Origin of the sequence: Pedobacter sp. V48 (genome assembly GCF_000523515.1) — a bacterium.
Taxonomy (GTDB): Bacteria; Bacteroidota; Bacteroidia; order Sphingobacteriales; family Sphingobacteriaceae; genus Pedobacter.
In genome coordinates this window covers 730,548-750,319 of sequence record NZ_AWRU01000006.1, presented here as the reverse complement: position 1 = coordinate 750,319, position 19,772 = coordinate 730,548, and the positions used below count along the sequence as shown (strand labels likewise).

The 19,772-nt window shown below is 38.2% G+C and carries 13 protein-coding genes and 3 pseudogenes; 4 read left to right on the top strand and 12 right to left on the bottom strand.

All coding sequences use genetic code 11. The features are described from left to right. Positions 1 to 4 precede the first annotated feature (4 nt). Together N824_RS34080 and N824_RS34075 are read right to left on the bottom strand one after the other, a co-directional pair. Positions 5 to 199 (bottom strand): hypothetical protein, encoded by a 195-nt coding sequence (locus tag N824_RS34080; protein WP_235207028.1) that lies wholly within the window; start codon positions 197 to 199, stop codon positions 5 to 7. Positions 200 to 228: 29 nt separating this feature from the next. Beyond that, positions 229 to 639 (bottom strand): annotated as a pseudogene (locus N824_RS34075) (TetR/AcrR family transcriptional regulator). A 176-nt stretch (positions 640 to 815) separates the two neighbouring features. Here N824_RS34075 and N824_RS35410 point away from each other — a divergent pair. Together N824_RS35410 and N824_RS38260 are read left to right on the top strand one after the other, a co-directional pair. Next, positions 816 to 944 (top strand): hypothetical protein, encoded by a 129-nt coding sequence (locus tag N824_RS35410; RefSeq protein ID WP_255327427.1) that lies wholly within the window; start codon positions 816 to 818, stop codon positions 942 to 944. A 130-nt stretch (positions 945 to 1,074) separates the two neighbouring features. Beyond that, positions 1,075 to 1,479: pseudogene (locus tag N824_RS38260) on the top strand (DUF4142 domain-containing protein). 248 nt (positions 1,480 to 1,727) lie between these two features. Here N824_RS38260 and N824_RS08365 read toward each other — a convergent pair. The 8 genes from N824_RS08365 to N824_RS08330 form a co-directional block, all read right to left on the bottom strand. Continuing rightward, positions 1,728 to 2,174: a cytochrome c gene (locus N824_RS08365; RefSeq protein ID WP_048904641.1), complete on the bottom strand. Its 447-nt coding sequence runs from the start codon at positions 2,172 to 2,174 to the stop codon at positions 1,728 to 1,730. 8 nt (positions 2,175 to 2,182) lie between these two features. Continuing rightward, positions 2,183 to 3,478, bottom strand: a complete 1,296-nt coding sequence (locus N824_RS08360) for a sorbosone dehydrogenase family protein (protein ID WP_048904640.1) — start codon at positions 3,476 to 3,478, stop codon at positions 2,183 to 2,185. A 69-nt stretch (positions 3,479 to 3,547) separates the two neighbouring features. Further along, positions 3,548 to 4,693: a glycoside hydrolase family 105 protein gene (locus N824_RS08355; RefSeq protein WP_048904639.1), complete on the bottom strand. Its 1,146-nt coding sequence runs from the start codon at positions 4,691 to 4,693 to the stop codon at positions 3,548 to 3,550. Positions 4,694 to 4,703: 10 nt separating this feature from the next. Further along, complete coding sequence (locus N824_RS08350) at positions 4,704 to 6,275, bottom strand: glycoside hydrolase family 28 protein (protein WP_048904638.1); 1,572 nt, start codon at positions 6,273 to 6,275, stop codon at positions 4,704 to 4,706. 46 nt (positions 6,276 to 6,321) lie between these two features. Further along, on the bottom strand, positions 6,322 to 8,028 hold the full coding sequence (locus N824_RS08345) for a RagB/SusD family nutrient uptake outer membrane protein (protein ID WP_048904637.1): 1,707 nt from the start codon (positions 8,026 to 8,028) through the stop codon (positions 6,322 to 6,324). A gap of 23 nt (positions 8,029 to 8,051) precedes the next feature. After that, positions 8,052 to 11,153, bottom strand: a complete 3,102-nt coding sequence (locus N824_RS08340; protein WP_048904636.1) for a TonB-dependent receptor — start codon at positions 11,151 to 11,153, stop codon at positions 8,052 to 8,054. 121 nt (positions 11,154 to 11,274) lie between these two features. Continuing rightward, positions 11,275 to 13,440 carry an alpha-galactosidase gene (locus N824_RS08335; protein WP_048904635.1) on the bottom strand — a complete coding sequence of 722 codons (2,166 nt, stop codon included), beginning with the start codon at positions 13,438 to 13,440 and terminating at the stop codon, positions 11,275 to 11,277. A 19-nt stretch (positions 13,441 to 13,459) separates the two neighbouring features. Then, on the bottom strand, positions 13,460 to 15,520 hold the full coding sequence (locus N824_RS08330) for a hypothetical protein (protein WP_052334081.1): 2,061 nt from the start codon (positions 15,518 to 15,520) through the stop codon (positions 13,460 to 13,462). A gap of 182 nt (positions 15,521 to 15,702) precedes the next feature. On the opposite strand from N824_RS08330, the pseudogene N824_RS38255 reads away from it, so the two are divergent. Together N824_RS38255 and N824_RS08325 are read left to right on the top strand one after the other, a co-directional pair. Beyond that, a pseudogene (locus N824_RS38255) lies at positions 15,703 to 15,795 on the top strand (FAD-dependent oxidoreductase); the annotation flags it as partial. Between the two features lie 20 nt (positions 15,796 to 15,815). Beyond that, on the top strand, positions 15,816 to 16,613 hold the full coding sequence (locus N824_RS08325) for a DUF4350 domain-containing protein (RefSeq protein ID WP_048904633.1): 798 nt from the start codon (positions 15,816 to 15,818) through the stop codon (positions 16,611 to 16,613). Here N824_RS08325 and N824_RS08320 read toward each other — a convergent pair. Together N824_RS08320 and N824_RS08315 are read right to left on the bottom strand one after the other, a co-directional pair. After that, positions 16,588 to 18,741 carry a chitobiase/beta-hexosaminidase C-terminal domain-containing protein gene (locus N824_RS08320; RefSeq protein ID WP_048904632.1) on the bottom strand — a complete coding sequence of 718 codons (2,154 nt, stop codon included), beginning with the start codon at positions 18,739 to 18,741 and terminating at the stop codon, positions 16,588 to 16,590. The two genes, N824_RS08325 and N824_RS08320, sit on opposite strands and share 26 nt — an antisense overlap. 5 nt (positions 18,742 to 18,746) lie before the next feature. Then, positions 18,747 to 19,772, bottom strand: coding sequence for a peptidylglycine monooxygenase (locus tag N824_RS08315; protein WP_048904631.1), 1,026 nt, complete (start codon positions 19,770 to 19,772; stop codon positions 18,747 to 18,749).

The following is a 19,772-nucleotide window of genomic DNA, read 5'->3' as shown; positions in this document are numbered from 1 at the left end:
TTTTTTACTTTTTTAATGCTTTTATTACCAGTTCAAAGGTTTCCCAAAGCGCCTTATCTGTTAAAATAAATGGTTTACCTCCAATACTGCGACCTTCAAAATGAAATCTTACAAGGTTATATAAAGGCGCAAAAGCTACCGACCAATAAACTTCCAGCTGCATTGGGTTAATTTCGCCCCTGTTGATTGCATTGGTCATAAATTTGCCAAGTGTTATCTTGAAATTATTCACARYTNNGWTCSRWARASCTGCTCCTGATAGGTTGAAGTCCTCAATTGCTCTAGAAACTGTGCTGTTATTGGATTTTCAAGCATACACTTTGCCCTATTTTTCCATTGTTGCCTCAACCCAACTTCAAAAGATACTTCAGGATCGAAATTCTCCAGCATCACCTTGCTCATCCGCTCTGCTTCTTCCATTGCTATCTGTAAGATCAGATCGTCTTTGTCTTTGTAATAAATGTATAGCGTAGCTACAGATATTTTGCACTCTTTAGCCAACTTATTCATGGTAAAACCTTCAAAGCCTGTCTTCACAAGCAACTCCATTGCCTTCTGTTTTACCAACTCTACTTTATTCAGATCTCTTGCGCGCATATTGCTTTTCAAATATCTCCACAAATATAAATGAATATTCATTCACTTATATAAAATATCTAAAAAAATGTTTTGATCATTTAATTATAAGTACTGATGCACCTTGTTTTTGCCTTTCCATTCAAAAAGAATAACACCTGATCCTATTTAAATCCAGAAAAATTTGAACTTATTGGATTTCTTATGTGTTATAGGTTAAACCTTTAAATTTTAATACGATGAAAAGTCCAAAGAATAAAACCATTAAAGCCGAAATAATAGATCAAAAAAAACCAAAGGGTTCTGAACCAGAAAACTCAACTTCTGCAAAAGATGCCAAAAAGGTTAAGATTGAGAAGAAGTCCTAAATACCACTTGTCCTTCCCGTTTCTTACAAACTTATTTGTAAGCGAATAAGTGCAAAGTATTTTAACAATTCAGAAACATTTTCAAGTTTTAACTGTAGGTATATTAACTAACCACTTAAATGCTAAAATCATGAAAACTAGAATTTTATTACCGGCTGTATTGTGCTGCTTGCTTAATTTAAATGCTTGCCGAAATACAGAAAATAGCACAAGTAGTACTTTGGCCGATTCTTCTCTAGAGCAAACAATGACTGACACCACGGCCGTAAACCGCGGTGAGGGAATGCAGTTCTTTTTAGAGAAAGCCGCTAATGCTGGTAATATGGAGGTAGAGCTTGGTAAAATGGCAACATCAAAAGCCAGCAATGTTAGAGTTAAAAAATTTGCTGAAAAAATGGTGAAGGATCATACTAAAACAAACGATAATTTAAAAAAACTGGCCGATAAAAAGAAATTAACAATACCGACCGCCATTCCTGAGGCCGATCAGAATCATATAAATGAAATGGCAWAWWKATNSWGRWGYTYAWWYTRATNRWMAYKMCWTNGSAYRKSWTKGTAAAAGATCACATAAAAACCCTTGATTTATTTAAATCTGCAACAACTTCGGGAGATATAGACATAAGAAGGTTTGCTGCCAAAACACTCCGCATGATTGAAGGGCATTATAAACTTGCCACAGATTTGAGTTTTGACTTAAAATAAAAAAGGGGATATCAATGATTGCACTGTCTCCAAAAAGTTAGACACTTTCTGGGGACAGTCCATGATCAGCTCTCTTTTTTATTTTTTCTCTGCCCTGGCCGCCTTCACTTCTGAAACTTTGATGGCACTCGCCTTATTCCCAAAACTGTTCCTTACAAAGGTTAAAACATCAGCTATTTCCTGATCTTTTAAAAAGCCGTGCGAAGGCATTACATTAGTATAAACTTCACCATCTATTTCAATTTCTTCTGCCAAACCATTAAGTGCTATCTTAATTAACCGGGTTTTATCGCCAAGAACATATGTTGTTTTTATCAATGGAGGATTCATGTTCTGAACACCACCTCCATCTGCCATATGGCAGCTTAAACAATATTGATTATACACTTTTTGTCCGTTAGCCAAAACCAATGCAGATACCACTTCAGTTTTGACCGTCTTTTTAACTTTGCCTTTTGTTTGGGCGTTTAATTTTATACTACCTATTGTTGTTAAGATCAAAAAGATCGCTAAAACTTGCTTCATCAAACTTTTTATTTTTTATTATAGACGATACGATAAATTGTTCCTTTAACATCATCTGTTACATACAGTGAACCATCAGATCCCTGAGCCAATCCACAAGGGCGATGGTCTGCCCTTCCAGCAGCAGCTTTTTCAGGTGTACCAGCAAAATTATCGGCAAAAACTTCCCAATCACCGGAAGGTTTTCCATCCTTAAATGGCTGAAATACTACAAAATAGCCTTTTTGAGGTTCAGGAGCACGATTCCAGGAGCCATGAAAAGCGATAAAAGCACCATTTCTATATTTATCAGGAAACATACTTCCGGTATAAAACAGCAGACCATTTGGTGCCATATGGCCTGGAAAGGCAACGGTGGGATCTATAAATTTTGAATCAGCCTCTTTCTTTTTATTACCACCATATTCCGGAGCTACTATTTTTTTATGTTGGATCTGATCATAGTACATAAATGGCCAGCCAGCATTATCGCCTAGCTTTAAAGCGTACAAACACTCCGCAGGAACTTCTGCCGATTCTTTTTCATTATAAAGCTCCGGCCAGGAACTGTTCAGGTTATCTCTGCCATGCTGCATAACAAAAAGCTGGTTATTTTGCTGATTCCAATCTAAACCGACAACATTTCTCAGTCCGGTTGCAAAACGAACACCCTGACCATAGCTCTGGTTCAGTTCTTTTGCTTTGAACTGCCATATGCCAGCCATAGAATCTAACAGTGGGCAGCCTTCTATTCCTGGAGAACGTAACCCACGATCTTGTTCCTGACATGAATTTGAATTTACGCCAATGTTTACATAAACATTCCCATTGTTATCTAAAACAAGTGATTTAGTTTCATGCTGGCGTCCTGCCTTTAAACCCGTAATGATCTTTTCGGGTTTATTGGGGTCAATTACTTTATTCTGTGCATCGAGCTTGTACCTAAATACTTCCTGATTTGATGAGGCATATAAGTATCCATCTTTCATGTAAATTCCGGTGCCCCCATAATTACCAAAACCACCAGTAACCTGGGCCTTACCATCGCTATTCTCATGAAGTACAATAATCCCCTTTTCTTCTTTGGATCTTGCAAGTTTAACATAGATATCGCCTTGCGGCGTAACAACAAGATGTCTGGCTTTTGCCCCTAGCTCTGCCACTTTTAAAGCGCCAAAACCTTCTGGCAACTTCAATCCTGCATTATCAGCATCAGCTATTGGCCCATTGCTTCTTAAATGATTATTTGAAATATTTTTGAAAGAATATAATGCAATAAAAACTATTGCACTTAACAAAACCGGAATTAATAATGTTTTTTTCATCTGGTGATTTATTTGAAGAACTTTCCGCTATTTAAAGTTATTGTTTTTCCCCTGCATTTTTCATCTAAATTAACGTAATAATGCAGTTGCACACCATAATATTGGCGCCTGCCCGTGCAGGTCACCAATATTACGTTTACGATCTAAGTAATACTGGCGATCATTCTTTTTATTTGTGCCCTCACACACTTCTCTTACCTCATCATTTTCATTGATGTAAGTGATTAAGCCAAGCCAGCCTTTCCGGGCAGCTTTCCCATAAACTTCTTTATCCAGCCAGCCATTTTTCACACCTGTAATCATTGCAAAAGTAAACATTGCTGTTGATGAAGTTTCTTCCCAGGCTTCTGGGTCATCGATTAACTGACGCCACATTCCATTGTCAGCCTGATATTTAAGCAAGGAGGCCATCATGTTTTTATACCCTTTCATAATGCGTTCATAATTTGGATTGTTTTTAGGTATCGATCTAAGCAGTTCGGCCATACCAACAGCCATCCAGCCATCTCCTCTACCCCAAAAGAAGGGAACATCGGGCGCGTGATAAAACAGGCCATTAGGCTCCTGAAGCTTATCCAAATAAAAAACCATCTCTTTAGCTGCCCTATCTATATACTTCACATCACCAGTGGCTCTATACGCTTGGGCCTGAACAGCGGTGATCATATACATATCATCTATCCATAAACGTGTTTGCCAGGTGTAACCCTGATTGTAAAACTCATGCGATTCAGGTTTTACTCTCGGGCCTTCTGGTGGTGCCCATTGTTTATCTGCAATTGACAATCCAAGATCAAGATATTTTTTATCTTTTGTTTGTATGAAAAGCTCTAATGGAACGGATCCAAATACAGTATAATCTACATGATCAGGCACAGGAAGCATTTTGGCTTCTTCGCCAAAAAGGGGTTCAAACCTATCAGCAAGTTTTTTAACCATCTCTTTATTTCCGCTTTGTTTTGCAAAAGTTAAAGCACCAAACCAGGCGCAGGTTTCTGGATAAGTAATCACCTTTGGTGGTCCGGGTCTGTTAAAATTCGTGTGTGGTGTTACTATGAAATGATTTGCTACTCTTGTTCCAATTTCCTTTGGTGATGTTCCTTTTGGCCAATTCTTTAAATTGGCTTCTTTTGATTGTGCCTCTACATTACGCTGTCCTACAATCATAAAACAGGATATAAAAGCTGCTATGCTTAAAATTTGGTTTTTATTCATGCTAGTATATTTATTTTTTGATGATTTCTAATTCTTTTGATATTCCTGATAATTTATTTCCAGTCACTTTTACATTAGCACTTGCTGTCCCTTCAACACGAACAAGTGCTTTTGTTGTCCCCTTAACGGTAATATTTTTTATCAATGCAGTTCGTACATTTTCTAAGCGGATAATCGACTCGCTTCCTTCAGTATCTGGAAGATTCCAATTGCTAACCTCCAAATCGCTTCCGTCCTCGCAAACTAAAGCGGGTCGGAGGTCATTTCCAGAAAGTTTAAACTGAACATTAATAAGCTTCAATCCTTTAACATGCCTTGCCCAAATGCCGTAGGCGGGAACCCGCGGACCAAATGTTTTAACTTCCGGATATTGATCAATCGCTTCAGGTACCACTTGCCTGCCATGGGCTGCAGTTCCACCTCCGGCCAAACTAATTTCTATATTTTCAAGAGTTAAACCAGTGATATAATGCCCTGGAATACCAGTGATCAAAACACCTGTTGGGGGCAGTAATTGTGCATCGGCAGATGCTTTGGCTTTAATATTTTTAATTACAACATTCTCAAAAATACCTGTTTGCTGTTTTGTATCAGCATCTTTGCGGAACACACTTAATCGCGATCCAAGACGGAACAGCATTGGGGTCCTAACCTCTTCCATGGTTATATCCGATATTTCAACGTTTCGTAAATGAGCACCATCAACGCTTAGTAGCTTAATGCCTCCATTTCTGGTCTCATAGATATGACAATTTGAAATTTTAATATTCTCGAAAGCTGCCATGGATTCAGTTCCCATTTTAATTCCTGCCTGACTGCTTTTAAGTCTTAAGCCTGTTACTATAATATTCTTACAGGCCATTTTACTTGATGTGGTTTTAAACACCAAGGCATCATCCCCGCTTACTACATCACAATCTCTAATTACAACATCCTGGCAACCATCAATACCGATACCGTCATTATGGGCAACACCCACACTTTGTATCTTTACATTTTCAATATTTATTTGTCTGCTCTGAAAATAATGCGAAGTCCATGCCCCTGCATATTTTAAAGTTACACCTTTAACATTTACGCCGGTACAACGTACAATTCGTAAAAGAAAAGGCCTCATCCCCCATCGTTGTCCTTCGGGCCGGGTATCAGTAAGTATATGTTTTGCTTTAATTGCAGCTCCCTGGCCATCAATTGTTCCTTCACCTGTAACTCCAATATTTTTCGCATCCACAGCTACAAGTAAAGCCCATCCCACATCAATACCCAACCCCTCGGTAAAAGGGTCCATATTTTTATAATCTTTAAGGTCTGTACTGCCCAGTAAGACAGCGTTCTTTTGAAAACTGATAGTTACATTGTCCTTCATAACGATAGTTCCTGATAAGAATTTACCTTCAGGAAAGATTACGCTTCCGCCACCCGATTTATAGCATTCCTCAATTGCCTGTTGAATAGCCTTCGTATTTAAGGTCAGCCCATCACCAACAGCACCATATTTGATGATGTTAAAGTCAGCAGCTCTTACAAAACTTGTAAGAGCCGTCAACACACATAAACCAACCAATAATTTCACTTTAATCATTCTAATCCTTATCTCTAATTAAATATAGCCATTAAGTATAATTCCGCTAAAACCAGCCTGGGTTTTGCGGATATTTTGGACCTGTTGTAGTAGCATCGATCTGATCCTGAGGGATAGGTCTAAGCACATGAAAATCCATAATATTTGCGCCCGCTTCCGGATTATAATTTTTAGTTTTTACCCTGTCAATTAATTTCCCCGTTCTTACAAGATCCCACCACCTAACATTCTCTCCGCATAATTCTCTTGAACGCTCATCTAAAATAAAATCAAGTGAGGGAATTGAAGCAACATCCATTACAGAAGGGTTTGGATTTGGAAATGCAGCCCTTCTTCTGATAATGTTGATATGATTAACCGCTTCTGAAGCTGCCGCTCCGCCCATAAACGCTGCTTCGGCTGCAATCAAATGAGTTTCAGCTAAGCGATAGACAATAACAGGCCTAATCGACGGATAATTTAAATCTGCACGTTTGGTGTCATTGTATTTTTTCATATAAGGTGATAAAGTATTATCATACTTACGTGGAGGTATCAACAAATATCTGGATGCTGCTATTTTAGCATCACTAACATCATACCCAGGCATAAATATAGCCGTATCACCTAAGGCAAATTTAGGTTGACCCACAACAGCATTTGCTGGTGCACCAGACGGGAGCGGACTTTCCCACTTCGGAATGGAGGCGGCATTATTACACAACCAAACGGTTTGAAAGGTTTTTGCATATCGCGTATCATTTAATCGCTCTGCAAAAGCCTCATTTGTTAGCCACGCGGTAGGAACGCAGCGAATATAAGGCCTTCCATAAAACACATCGCGTTTCATTCCCGGACGAAGTTCATATTGTGGCACCCACATATGGTTTAGTACATTATCTGCTCCGCCACTATTATTTGGACCATTATATGCCAAATTTGAGGTATGCTGTACTGTCCACAATACTTCATTACTATTCTCATTTCCTTCTGCATAAACACTGGCAAAATCTTGAAGCAATGTGGCTCCGCTTGTATTGATTACTTCCATTGCAGAATTATAGGCATTTGTATAATCATCTGCTTTTTTAGCAGATGAACCGGCTCTGGTTAAATATACCTTGGCCAATAAGTGCATAGCAGCGGCTTTGTTAGCCTGTCCCGGTAATGCACCGCTTGATTTAGGGCCGGCAAATAGGGCCGGCTCGGCAAGTACATCTTTAAGATCCTGAACAATAAAATCATATACTTCAGCTAAAGGCTGACGCGATGCGGAGGTTGTAGGTGTACTTTGGAAGTTTTTATTTAAAGTGACATCACCCCAAAATTGCACCAGGATAAAATAGTAGTTTGCCCGTAAAAACTTAGCCTCCGCTACAATTCTATTCTTAAGATCATCTGCAACCCCAGTAACCTTGGCGGCATTATCAATTACGCCATTACAGGTGTTGATATTAACATAGCAGTCTTTCCAAATTGCGGAAACAGTCCCATTTTCAGTATTGTAGTTACTATTGTATTTATTGATATTGTTGTTCCCATCCTTACCTGTGTAAAACTCATCCGTACCAATCACGGTCATCGTGAATAAGTTTTGGTTTCCCCAGAAGGACCGGGTACCTGCATAGGCGGCATCAAGCCCCTTCTGAAAACCCTGAGCTGTAGAGAAAAACTCTGGTGTTAGTGTTGAATGTGGTTCTTCTATTAAAGCTTTTTTACATCCGCCTGTAACCGCCAAGCAGAAACAAGCCAATATTATGTATATATTTTTCATTAGTATATAATTTATAGTAAAAATTATAAGGTCATGTTTAAGCCAAACACAATTGAATAAGTTGCCGGTGTATCAACACCAACTGACCCCTTATTATTTCCTCCATTAAGCGCCTCCGGATCTATGCCTTTATAAACATTCCTATACTTTGAAAAGAGAATAAAAGCATCGTTGGCAGAAGCATAAACCCTTAAGGTTTTTCCCCCAATTTTCGCAGCAAGAGCAGTAGGAAGGTTATATCCAAGCGTCATACTTCTGATCTTAACAAACGTGCCATCAAAGTACCCTAACACTCCTCTGTTAGGTGTGTTTGTTGCGGCAGCATTAGGCTTGGGCCAGAAATTTTCATGATTGGTTGGCGTCCAATAGTTAACATCCAGGTTGTTATAATTTCCCTGAAAAGTATTGGCAAACCCACTATTATGAACACTGCTAATAATGGTACTCCCAAATCTTCCAAAAGCCACTACGGTAAAATCTAAGTTTTTATAAGCGAATCTATTTGTAATGCCACCAGACCAGTCGGGCTCACTGGATCCAATAAATGTCTTGTCATCAGCATTGATTTTTCCATCACCATTCACATCTGCAATTCTAATATTACCTATCACAGAGCTCGAACCTTGTTTAACAGTTAATCCATAGGCCAATGCTAACGCACTATCGGCCGGTGTATTTTGCCATATTCCAACTCTTTTATCATCATAAATTACACCGATTGGCTGGCCAACAAAACGTCCATTGGCTATATCATTAATTACGCCGTCCTGTAGCTGGGTAATTTTCCCTCTATTAACAAAAACATTAAAATCTGTGCTCCAGCTAAATTTATCTTTACCATCACCATTAAAATTTACAGTGCTTACCTGAAATTCAAAACCTTTGTTTTCAGATTTCCCGACATTGGTTACTATGGCATTTGGTATTCCGGAAGTAAATGGAAGATCCTGAGGCAGCAACAATTTATCGGTATAAACTTTATAAGCTTCAATTGATCCTGTAATCCGATTGTTTAAAATGCCAAAATCTAAACCAATGTTAGCAGTAGCTGTATTTTCCCAGGTTAAATTTGGGTTTGGAACGTTAGAAAGATATAAGCCGGTTGTAGTCTTATCACCAAAATTATAAACCGCTCCAGATAAACTACCAAGGGTTTCATAAGGATCTATAGATGTATTTCCAACAACACCATAACTAGCTCTCAGCTTTAAATTTGTAAACACCTTTGAATCCTTCATGAAATTTTCCTGAATGATATTCCATCCGGCCGCAGCAGATGGGAATACTTTATATTTGCCTCCGGGAGCAAGTCTAGATGAACCATCCGAACGCATGGTTAAGGTTAATAGGTATTTATCTTTAAACCCATAGTTAATCCTTCCCATATAAGAAATGATTGACCATTTTGAATAACTACCACTGCCGACCAGATTTGATCCCAAAGCTGGATTGTAATACCAAAGGTTATCGGCCAGAAGGTCATTATTATTAAATGAATTTGACTGATTCTGTGATTGCTGATAGCTAAACAACCCCGTAAAATTCAATTTGTGATTTTCAGCGATAACCTTATCATAAGTTAAAATATTCTCTAAGGTATAATTAGAACGAAAGCCCGTTTTATTATTTGACTTAGACAATCCGCCCAAATTATCAGAGGTAGCACTGGCAAAGAAGTTACCGTAAACATCAGATTTTATTTCGGCACCGGCATTAAACCTGTACTTCAAACCATCAGCTAATGCAGCTTCTAAATATAGTGTTGTAAAAGTTCCATATCTTTTTCTGTTCTCTACCTTCGCTCCTTCAACAAAGTCCCCAAGTGGATTCCATACCTGATTAGCACTACCTGGCACAAATCCATATAACTTACCATCCGCATCATATGGCGTAGACAATGGGCTTGCCCGCAGAACCTGCCCCATTGGGTTCGCTCCTTCTCCCTTGGTGGTATTAAATGAATTTAAGGAGTTTAGTCCTACCTTAAAATATTTACCCAACTGCTGATCAACGCTCAATTTCACACTATATCGTTCATAAGCTTGTCCGGGATAAATCCCCGTTTCATTAAAATATCCTCCTGAAACGGAATACTGCGTTTTTTCTGTTCCGCCAGAAACACCTACCTGGTGATTGGTCTTTATCCCATTTTTATAAATCAGGTCCTGCCAGTCGGTACTTCGGCCACTTGCAATACCTTCAAGTTCCTCTGCTGAGAAAATACCACTTGTTAATATTTTTGGATCATCAATTCCGGTAAAAATGGGCTTGTTATTCTTGTCGAAGTTACCGTTAACGACAGCCCATCTTTTTAGCATCTCAAACTGCTTACCATCCATCACGTCAATCTTACCCAGATTCTTTGTTACTCCGGCATAACCGCTGTAAGTTACTACTGGCGCACCTTCTTTTCCTCTTTTGGTAGTTACCAGAATTACCCCATTGGCCCCTCTTGATCCATAAATAGCTGTAGAAGAAGCATCTTTCAACACCTCTACCGACACTACATCGTCTGGATTTATATCATTTATATTTCCATTATAGGGTATACCGTCAACGACAAAAAGTGGATCATTATCAGCCCCGATTGACCTGGCACCTCTTATCCTGATAACAGGTGCAGTTCCAGGTTTGCTATTACCACTTCCCTTCTGGATATCTATACCAGAACCCCTCCCCTGCAGGGCTTGAGATAAATTGGCAACAGGCACCTCCCTTAATGACTTTTCATTAATAGAAACTATGGAACCAGTAATATCTGATTTCTTTTGTGTTCCGTAACCTACTACAACAATTTCGCTTAATGTTTTATCTTCGGTTACAAGAGTCACATTAATTGTTGACCGGTCTGCAACAGGTATTTCCTGAATTGCAAAACCTACAGAAGAAAATACCAGGGTTCCTGAACCGTTTGGAATTGTAATGGAATAATTCCCATTTACATCGGTACTGGTGGTTGTTGAAGTACCTTTTAATTTAACACTTACACTAGGTAAGCCTCCGCTGGCATCCGATACTTTTCCTTTTACAATAAATTGCTGGAAGGAGGAAAAGCCATCAAAGCTACAGCAGCATAACAGAAGTGCCAGAAGGCACCACTGAAGAGAAAATGCTCTACTAATCATGGTTTAAGGTTGTTTAGGTTTAAATATTTGATTAGTCTAATGAAAAAAAATTTGCCCGCATTTTTCTCTGTTGCGTTAGCATATTCTTCAATCAGATTGTCATTTAGATAAGCCCTGGAAGCTAGTTCGTTGCTACAATTTCAAAAACGGAACTGCTTAATGGAATAATCTTCCCCGGAGAAAGATTTAAACCAACTTTCATCAGGTAGTCTCCACTATAAACTTTATCGTTATCCGGATGTGTTGATTTTGTGTCTGGCAACAGATTAATCTCTTTAATTTTATACTGCTTTACCGGATCGAGCCCATCTAAAGTAACTTTCCCCATATACTCCTTGCGTCTGAAATTGAGCAGATAATTAAACAAAACTGCTTTATTTTTATCCTCATTCACATACATCATAACCGCCCTGTTTTCCTCATAAGGTGAAATCAGTCGATATAGATCCCCAAACCAAATTACATTGCTAATGCGTTTATAATTTTTAACCGCTTCGTTGCTAAACTTAATCTCTGCATCAGTTAAATTTTTCACCCGAATATCGTATCCAAGTTTTCCCATCATTGCAACATCCGTGCGGAACTTAAGCGACTGTTTGCCCATGGAAGTTACGTGGCTGGAAACCGTTACAGATGGAAAAAAGTTAAGATAACCCCATTGAATAAAGATGCGTTCCAATCCATCAGTATTATCGCTAGGCCAAAATTCTGTAAAATACTTTAGTCCACCATAGTCAACCCTACCGCCGCCGCCTGCACAAAGCATAATGGGCAAATGAGGATGTTTTTTTCTTATCCGCTCTAAAATATCATACAGACTTTTGGTATAATCAATAAATAAATTCCCCTGATTTTCTTTAAGATATGGCGAATATGTATTCGTCATCATCCGATTGCAATCCCATTTTATAAAAGCAATACCAGGGTTCTTTGTAACCAGCTCATCGACCATATTGAACACGAAGTCCTGCACTTTAGGATTAATCAGATCCAATACCAATTGATTACGGGAATAAGCTTCCTCTCTGTTCGGTAATTTCAGAATCCAGTCAGGATGATTTTCATACAACTCACTTTTCGGGCTCACCATTTCCGGTTCTATCCATATTCCAAACTTTAGCCCTTTTGCTGTTGCTTCCTTAGTAAGAAAACCCAAACCACCAGGTAATTTTTTCTTGTCTACCTGCCAGTCGCCTAATGCAGTTTTATCAGCATCGCGCGGATATTTATTACCAAACCACCCATCATCCAATAAAAACAGATCCACACCCAATTTACCCGCGCCGTCAAATAACTCAACCAAAATATCCTGGTTAAAATCCATGTGAGTAGCCTCCCAATTATTCAATAATGTAAGTTTTGGCTTATCGCCATCCAACACCCCATAATTTCTTGCCCATCTATGTAAATTTCTGGTGGCTGCCCCCTTACCTTGATTTGAATAGGTAAATATAAAAGCAGGTGTTTCGAACGTTTTGCCAGGCAACAATTTATATTCTGACGCGTAAGGATTCATACCCGTAACCATACGTAAGGAATTCTGCTGATCTATTTCAAAAGAGCATTGAAAATTACCCGACCATGCCAATGTGCCTGCAATCAATTCACCACTATTTTCGTCTGCAAGCTTATTCAATGAAAGAAAAAATGCAGGAGCACGATACATTTGAGCACGAGTACCCAGTTTGCTGTCCAGAATTTTAATACCTGCTGTAAGCTGGGTTTCTTTCATCCTCATCTCGGTCATATAATCTCCATCAAATTGACTGAGCCAATATTTAGAGGCATCAAAATGAAGCATTGAAGAAGCATAGTTTGTAAGTATTATGGCTTTCTTCTCATTGTGTTTTACAGTTGTCCATTGCTTAATGATGTCTTCATTTTTATAAGCAGTAAAATGCAGCACCACTTCAACAGCATATTGAGGGTCTTTAAGCGTAATGGTAGTAGCAGTTATATTATCATGCTTTTCTGTTTTATGGGTTACGTATTTTAAATCAAGTGATGGGTTTCCATCAGCATGAATAATTCTTATAGCAGGCTCAAACAACTCACCCATACCAGCGCCTATATAAGCTTCCCTGCGCATTGATTTTAGCAGGCCCTCATCAACTGAACTATTTAGCTTCTGACCCAAATAACTCTGATAAAGTTTAGTATTATTACCAACAGTAAAAACAAGCGATGCATTTTTAGTATCTACAATAATTTGTTTTTCGGATTGTCCGAAAGATGTTAACCTAAAAGAGACAAGCAGAATACTAAAAAATAGAATGCATTTATTCATAACGATTAAGAATTTATAATTATAACCTGATCAATTGAGTTGCACCTTCTTTTACTTGATATTTGTATACTTTATCACCCTTCTTAACTACAATTATCAGCTTGTCTTTTCCTGCTCTTGATATCTCCAGATCGAATACATTTCCAAAAGAATGGATATTTCGCAATGCAAATCTGTCCCATGTCTTTGGCATTCTTGGTGTGCAGTTAAAGCTATTGAAGCCAATAGGTCGCATGCCAAAAAGCCCCTCTGTAAATATCCTGCAATACAAGCCACTTTCTGCAGATAAATGACGCTGGTTACCTTCAGGATATGCCTCAACGGGATAAGGCACATGATCACCAAGTAATCTCCTTCTCGAATAATATTTTATAAAATCCATTGCTTTTTCAGTGTCTCCGGCTTCAAGAACTCCCCTTAATGCATAAAGTGTAGAACGATCCCAGAAGGTATCTTTACCCGCCTGTGTTGCTAATCCATCGGCAGTCCACAAACGTGGAGAAAATAAGGCATCGATAGTTCCCTTTTTCCTGTCAAATATGCCTACGGTAAGGGGCAAACATATCCAGGCACGCAATACATCATTCCCTTCGTAATATTTGTAGGTTTCAAAACCTTCAACATTGCCGCCAAAATATTTTTCGATATTTATTTTTAATGCATCAGCTTGTTTACGATAGCCTTCTATTTGTGCCTTTGGCTTGCCCAGTAGTGGACCTAATAATGTGGCAGACCGCAATGCATCATAGTATAGGGTATTTGTGGCCAGGTTAGCTTTCCCAGCAGGAAAGCGCCCCTCAAGTTCATCTTTATCAGAATTCACCACCCCCTCATTATTCATTTTTCGTCTGCTAAATTCCAGGCACCATTCAATTAAGGGCCACAAGACGCGTGCGGAATTTATGTTTCCATTCGCCAAAGCATAGCGTGATGCGCCATAAGCGATCATTGCCTGGTCTCCCCTGTCTCCAGCGCCTTTCCATACGGCATCCCCTTCAGCAACAATAGAACTTGGAATTGGCTTATAATCCGGATTCATATATTTTGCAAACCAGCGATAAGAATTCATTGCTGATTGATTAGCGATCCTGTCTCCTGAAAATGCGAAGTATGGGTTAACATATTCTGCCTGGTCATTAGCCCATATTGCGGCATAATAAGCCAAACCACCCGGCCCATGCATATAACCACCTTTTGTTTTATAAATGCTTTCCGTAGCTCTTAGTTTAGCAAACTCAAATGCTGTATTAAGTATGTTATCTGGAGTTTCTAGTTTAAGTGGCGCCTGAATTTCAGCTATCCTTGCTACCCTTTTTTGTTCTTCCAGATCAGGATTGATGGTCTCTATATCTTGTGGCGTATCAGTTGCCAGATAATAAACTGCAAAGGTTACCGATTTACCCGGTTGCAAAATGCGATTCCCTTCTCCCCTTGTACCCATTATTACAGAATGAGATTGCACTTTACTTTTAGAAGGATCAGTTCTTACTTCTCGCTTTAAATACTCCATTGAAATAGTTTGTTCTTTATCTGATTTATTAGTAAAAACAAACTTTTCAATAGCCATTGGCCTATCGACAGAAGGAAAAAGGCTTCTTTCTATTTCCGCTAAAACAGGCATACCTGTTTCGGCAGAAACCTTCATAATTCCTTTATGATTTATCTTTTTTACACTATAGCCTAATGTACCGGATTTACCACTTTTCTCAATCGAAAAATCTAACAATCTGTTGTTTATATAAAACCTTGGCAATTCATTATCCTGAAAAGAATAAGAGATATGTGTTCTGGTTCCATCGGGCAACATTCTAAAAGTCGGAAACACAACTGTTCTACTAATCTTCGCTTTTCTATTGCTATCTAAACCATACTCAACCCACAAGGCAACCTTCTCTCCTGCCATTTCGATATGATCGGTATGGGGTAATTCATTTTTGATAACCCAGCTAATACTGCCATCTTCCTGAATACCCCAACGATCTGTCTGTTTAGGTAACACACGCTGTTGAGCATAACTAAATGATTGCATGATACCCATACAAACTATGAGCACCACGGTATGAATAAGATCTCCCTTCATGGTTTTTTATTTTTCTTAATCGTATTGTAATTTATTCATTCTGATTGCAAGTGCAATTTGAGTAATACTTAGAGCTAATCTATTGCCACTATTGGCTAAGTAATCAACCGTATTAGCATATTCAGATACGCACAGTTTTTCATCTTTAAAAATGTTTATCTTTCGGTGCGCCTCATACAAATACTCATTTCGCTGGCGAACACTTGTCTGAAAATTGGCCAGGATTTATGGAAGGTGCGTTGGAAACCGGAAAAGAAGCAGCGGATAAAATATAATAAGAACAAATAATATAAAAATGAGATTAAAGAATTTTGGTTTTAGTTTGATGATATTTTTTAGCTCCATATCTATTTCAAATGCACAACAGGATAAGGTAGCTACACTTGATAATTTTTTTAATCATGAAACAAAAAAGAACAAGGATGCAAATGAGATCAGGTTTCATTACACATGGGAAGATCAAACCCTAAATGGTTACTCTATACTTGGAGATATTTTTAAAAAGAATGGGTTCCAGATCAAAAATCTTGATACCGGGCCAACCCTTAAATCCTTAAAGGGTACCGATGTATATATTATTGTAGATCCAGACAACACTAAGGAAACTCCTAACCCAAATTACATAACCAAAGATCATATAGAAGCAATTACCAAATGGGTAAAATCTGGAGGAGTATTGGTATTATTAGCCAACGACAGTGCCAACACTAACCTTACACAGTTAAATATGCTTGCGGAAAATTTTGGCATTAACTTTTCCAATAAAAACCGAAACATGGTAAAAGGGAAAAATTATGAAACAGGTACGATAAATGTTCCTTCAGGAAATGAGGTATTTACTTCCTCCAAAAAATTCTACATAAAGGAACTTTCAATTCTTCAATTGAATCCACCTGCCCAAGCTTTAATAACAGAACAGAACGACGTTATCATGGCTACTGCCAGATACGGCAAGGGAATTGTTTTTGCCCTTGGCGATCCATGGATCTATAACGAATATGTTGATGGAACCCGCATTCCCTCAACATATGAAAACTACAATGGTGCAGTTGAACTGGTAAAATGGCTTAGTTCAAGAATACCTCATCAATAAATATCCATGCTGGCTCACCTTTGCCTGGATGCCATTGAGGGAGTTTCTTAAAGTTTTTGACAACTATTTTTAAACAAGAGATACTGCGTGGTTCAAATTTTGCATCTAACTTTATAAGGGCATTCCCCTCATCTTTAAGCGGCATTTGGTTTTTTATAACCTTCAATAAACGAAGACTTTTTTTATCTGCACCAGCCCAAATCTCAACCTCCTGCGGAAGTAAAATATATGCAGAAACTTGTCTCATTACATTAAGTGTTACCGATTTTAAAGAAATAGGTTGCTTAAAGAACATTATAGTCTCCATGTTATTTTCCCTAAAACCAATCCATTTACCAGTAATATCAAAATTACCCAGCTGATTGTCGACCAATGTCTTTGTCCCATCAGACCTATATTTTTCATTTGGCTGTAATAAAAAGGCAATGCTATCAGGCTTGTAATTGCTTTGATAAAAATTAAAAACCACCGCATCGCTGCTATACCAACCGGCTTTATATGCTTTTGCTTTTAGGGTAGTGGTCTCCTTAATAATAATTTCTTTATCATATAACGGTGACTTAAGACTATCAGGCTCTGTGCCATCTGTGGTGTACCTGATTTGCACTCCATTTACAGGGTGTTTTACCTGAAGGGATAACGAATTTTTAAAAATAGAAACATCTGTACTTAAACGCGGCTGATTTAATTTAACCGGACTTTTGCCATCATCTTTAAAACCACCTATTACCTCCAATCCCTTATTCATTTTCTGTAATTGGCCTATCTCGGCCTCATTTAAGCCAGTATTCCATAAGGTCAGCTCCTTAAGGCTTTTCATCCCTACTAACTCTTTAACGAAACTAAAATTAACCTTAGTTCCCGATAAGGATAATGCATTTAAATGATTTAAGGATTTTAAATACTTAAGCCCATCACCCTTAATATCCGTAAAATTTAAATTTAGCTTCCTCAGATTTTCAAACGCTCCTATTGTCTTTAATTCCTCATCTTTAACCGGTAAATTATTCAGATTTAAGGATACAATCTGCTTTTTAACAGGCATCAGTTCTTTTATAGCCTCAGGCTTATAAATACTTCTATTATAAATATTTACTTCTAAAGCTGGTGATATTTTATCGAGTGCATAAATTACACGATAATTGTTATTTAGTTTTTTAACCGTTGCTTCATCTGCTGCTGCAAAATCATAATTTTCCTCAACAGATGTCACTGGGCCCAACAATGATGCAGATAGTACTCTCAAAGAATCGGTTTTTGGCAGATCTAAAACTTTCTTCTTTAGATCAGCATTACCCTTTATCCACAAAGCTAAAATGGCAATTTCTTCACTTGTTAACTGAGATTTACTCTTAGGAGGCATGTGCTTTTTATCCTCTGCAGGGAGGTGTATTCGCTCCAGCAACAAACTTATTTCAGGTTTCCCTGGCACAAATAATTTGCCGTTCTTTCCTCCTTTAAGCATTGATTTAGCATCTGCCAGAATTAAACTGCCTTTTGCTTTTTCTAAATTATGGCAGCTCAAACACTTCTCATTAAATATAGGCATGATCACATCATCAAATATGACTGCTTTATCTACAGGAACCTTTTCTTTTTCTGGCATTACGGCTGCCAGCACAAAATTATCTCCATGAGTTAATGTAGCTCCATAATGGCCAGTAACAATTAAACATAAAATGGTGACAACAGCACCTGCTTTTGCTACAGATGCTTTATACCAGGACGAGTTTCTGGACCAATAGATAATTGAAGAAATAAAGACAATACTTACTCCTGTCCATTTGTGCCATTGCAAAGTACTGCCGCTATAACCTTCTTCTTTAGAAAGGAATAATCCCATAACCACAGTTACTGCAGACAATAAAACTCCTGTTAACAATAACCCGGTAGTGAAATTCTGATATAGTTTTTCTCCTGTGTATGCCTCCTTAAAGCGAAAGAATTCCAGAAGCATCGCTAACAGCAAAAGTACGATAGGAAAATGCAGAATCATAGGATGCAGCCTACCCAATGGCTGTAACCAATACGGCACAGAAATCTTATCTCCAAATACCAGTAAAAAGACAATAAAGATGTTTAACGCAAATAATGCATTTTCAGTAAAACCTTTAAGCGTAATTCTCATAAAAATTATGCACGGGTAAATTTATATGGATATACTTTGCCCGATGCCCACTGTGCTACATAAAGGTTGTCGTCGTCATCTACACATACATCATGTGGATTCAGAAAAATCTTCTCTGCCTGCGACATTGGTTGCAATACGCCATCCGTATAAACCGGTGCTGAACCACCAATATTAGACACTACCTTATTATCCTTATCCAAAATAGTAACAAAGCCACTATTCTCCTTATTCAAATCCGGTGATCTAAGCACCGCAGCATATAAATAATCGTTTTTAATAACCGGTCTGCACACACAGGCACCCGGAAGCGCAATTATCTCTTTTAAATTCCCTGCCATATCAAAGCGTTTAAAGCAATTGCGTGTACGATCTGTAACCAGCAATGAGGCTTCACCCTGTCTTTTATCAATACAAACCCCATGCGCATTATCCAGATGTTTTGTTTCGGTACCTTTTCCGCCAAAATAGCTCAACAATTTACCTTCAGCATTATAATGCAGAACATACTGCAATCCATAACCATCCGCAATAAAGAAATCACCATTGTCAGCGACGGCTACTTCAGTTGGTACATATTCTTCATTTTTTTTGTACAAACCCGTTTCCATCGGGCAATCAAGTGTCATCAATATTTTCCCATCCAAAGTAGTCTTATATACCTGATGTCTGTTTGTATCAGTAATAAAAAGAAATTCTTTACTACCCTCTCTGGTAAGTGTTAATCCATGTGCTCCGGGAAATTCATGACCCCAGGAATCTAATAGCTTGCCCGATTTATTATAGATCAGTACATTATTTTTGGTCTCATTTGTCAATAAAATAATCCGGCCTTTTTTATCCTGCACCATTTCGTGACAATCATTTACCGGATTCTTTGCGGGGTTCAATTGTCCCCATTTTGCGTCCATAGTATAACGCATATTGTTGTGACCGTATACAGGTTCTTTTGATTTTGCTAATGTATCTTTCATAATAAAAAATCCGGCAGAAACTGCGGTTGTATGTTTTAAAAATTCTCTCCTTTTCAT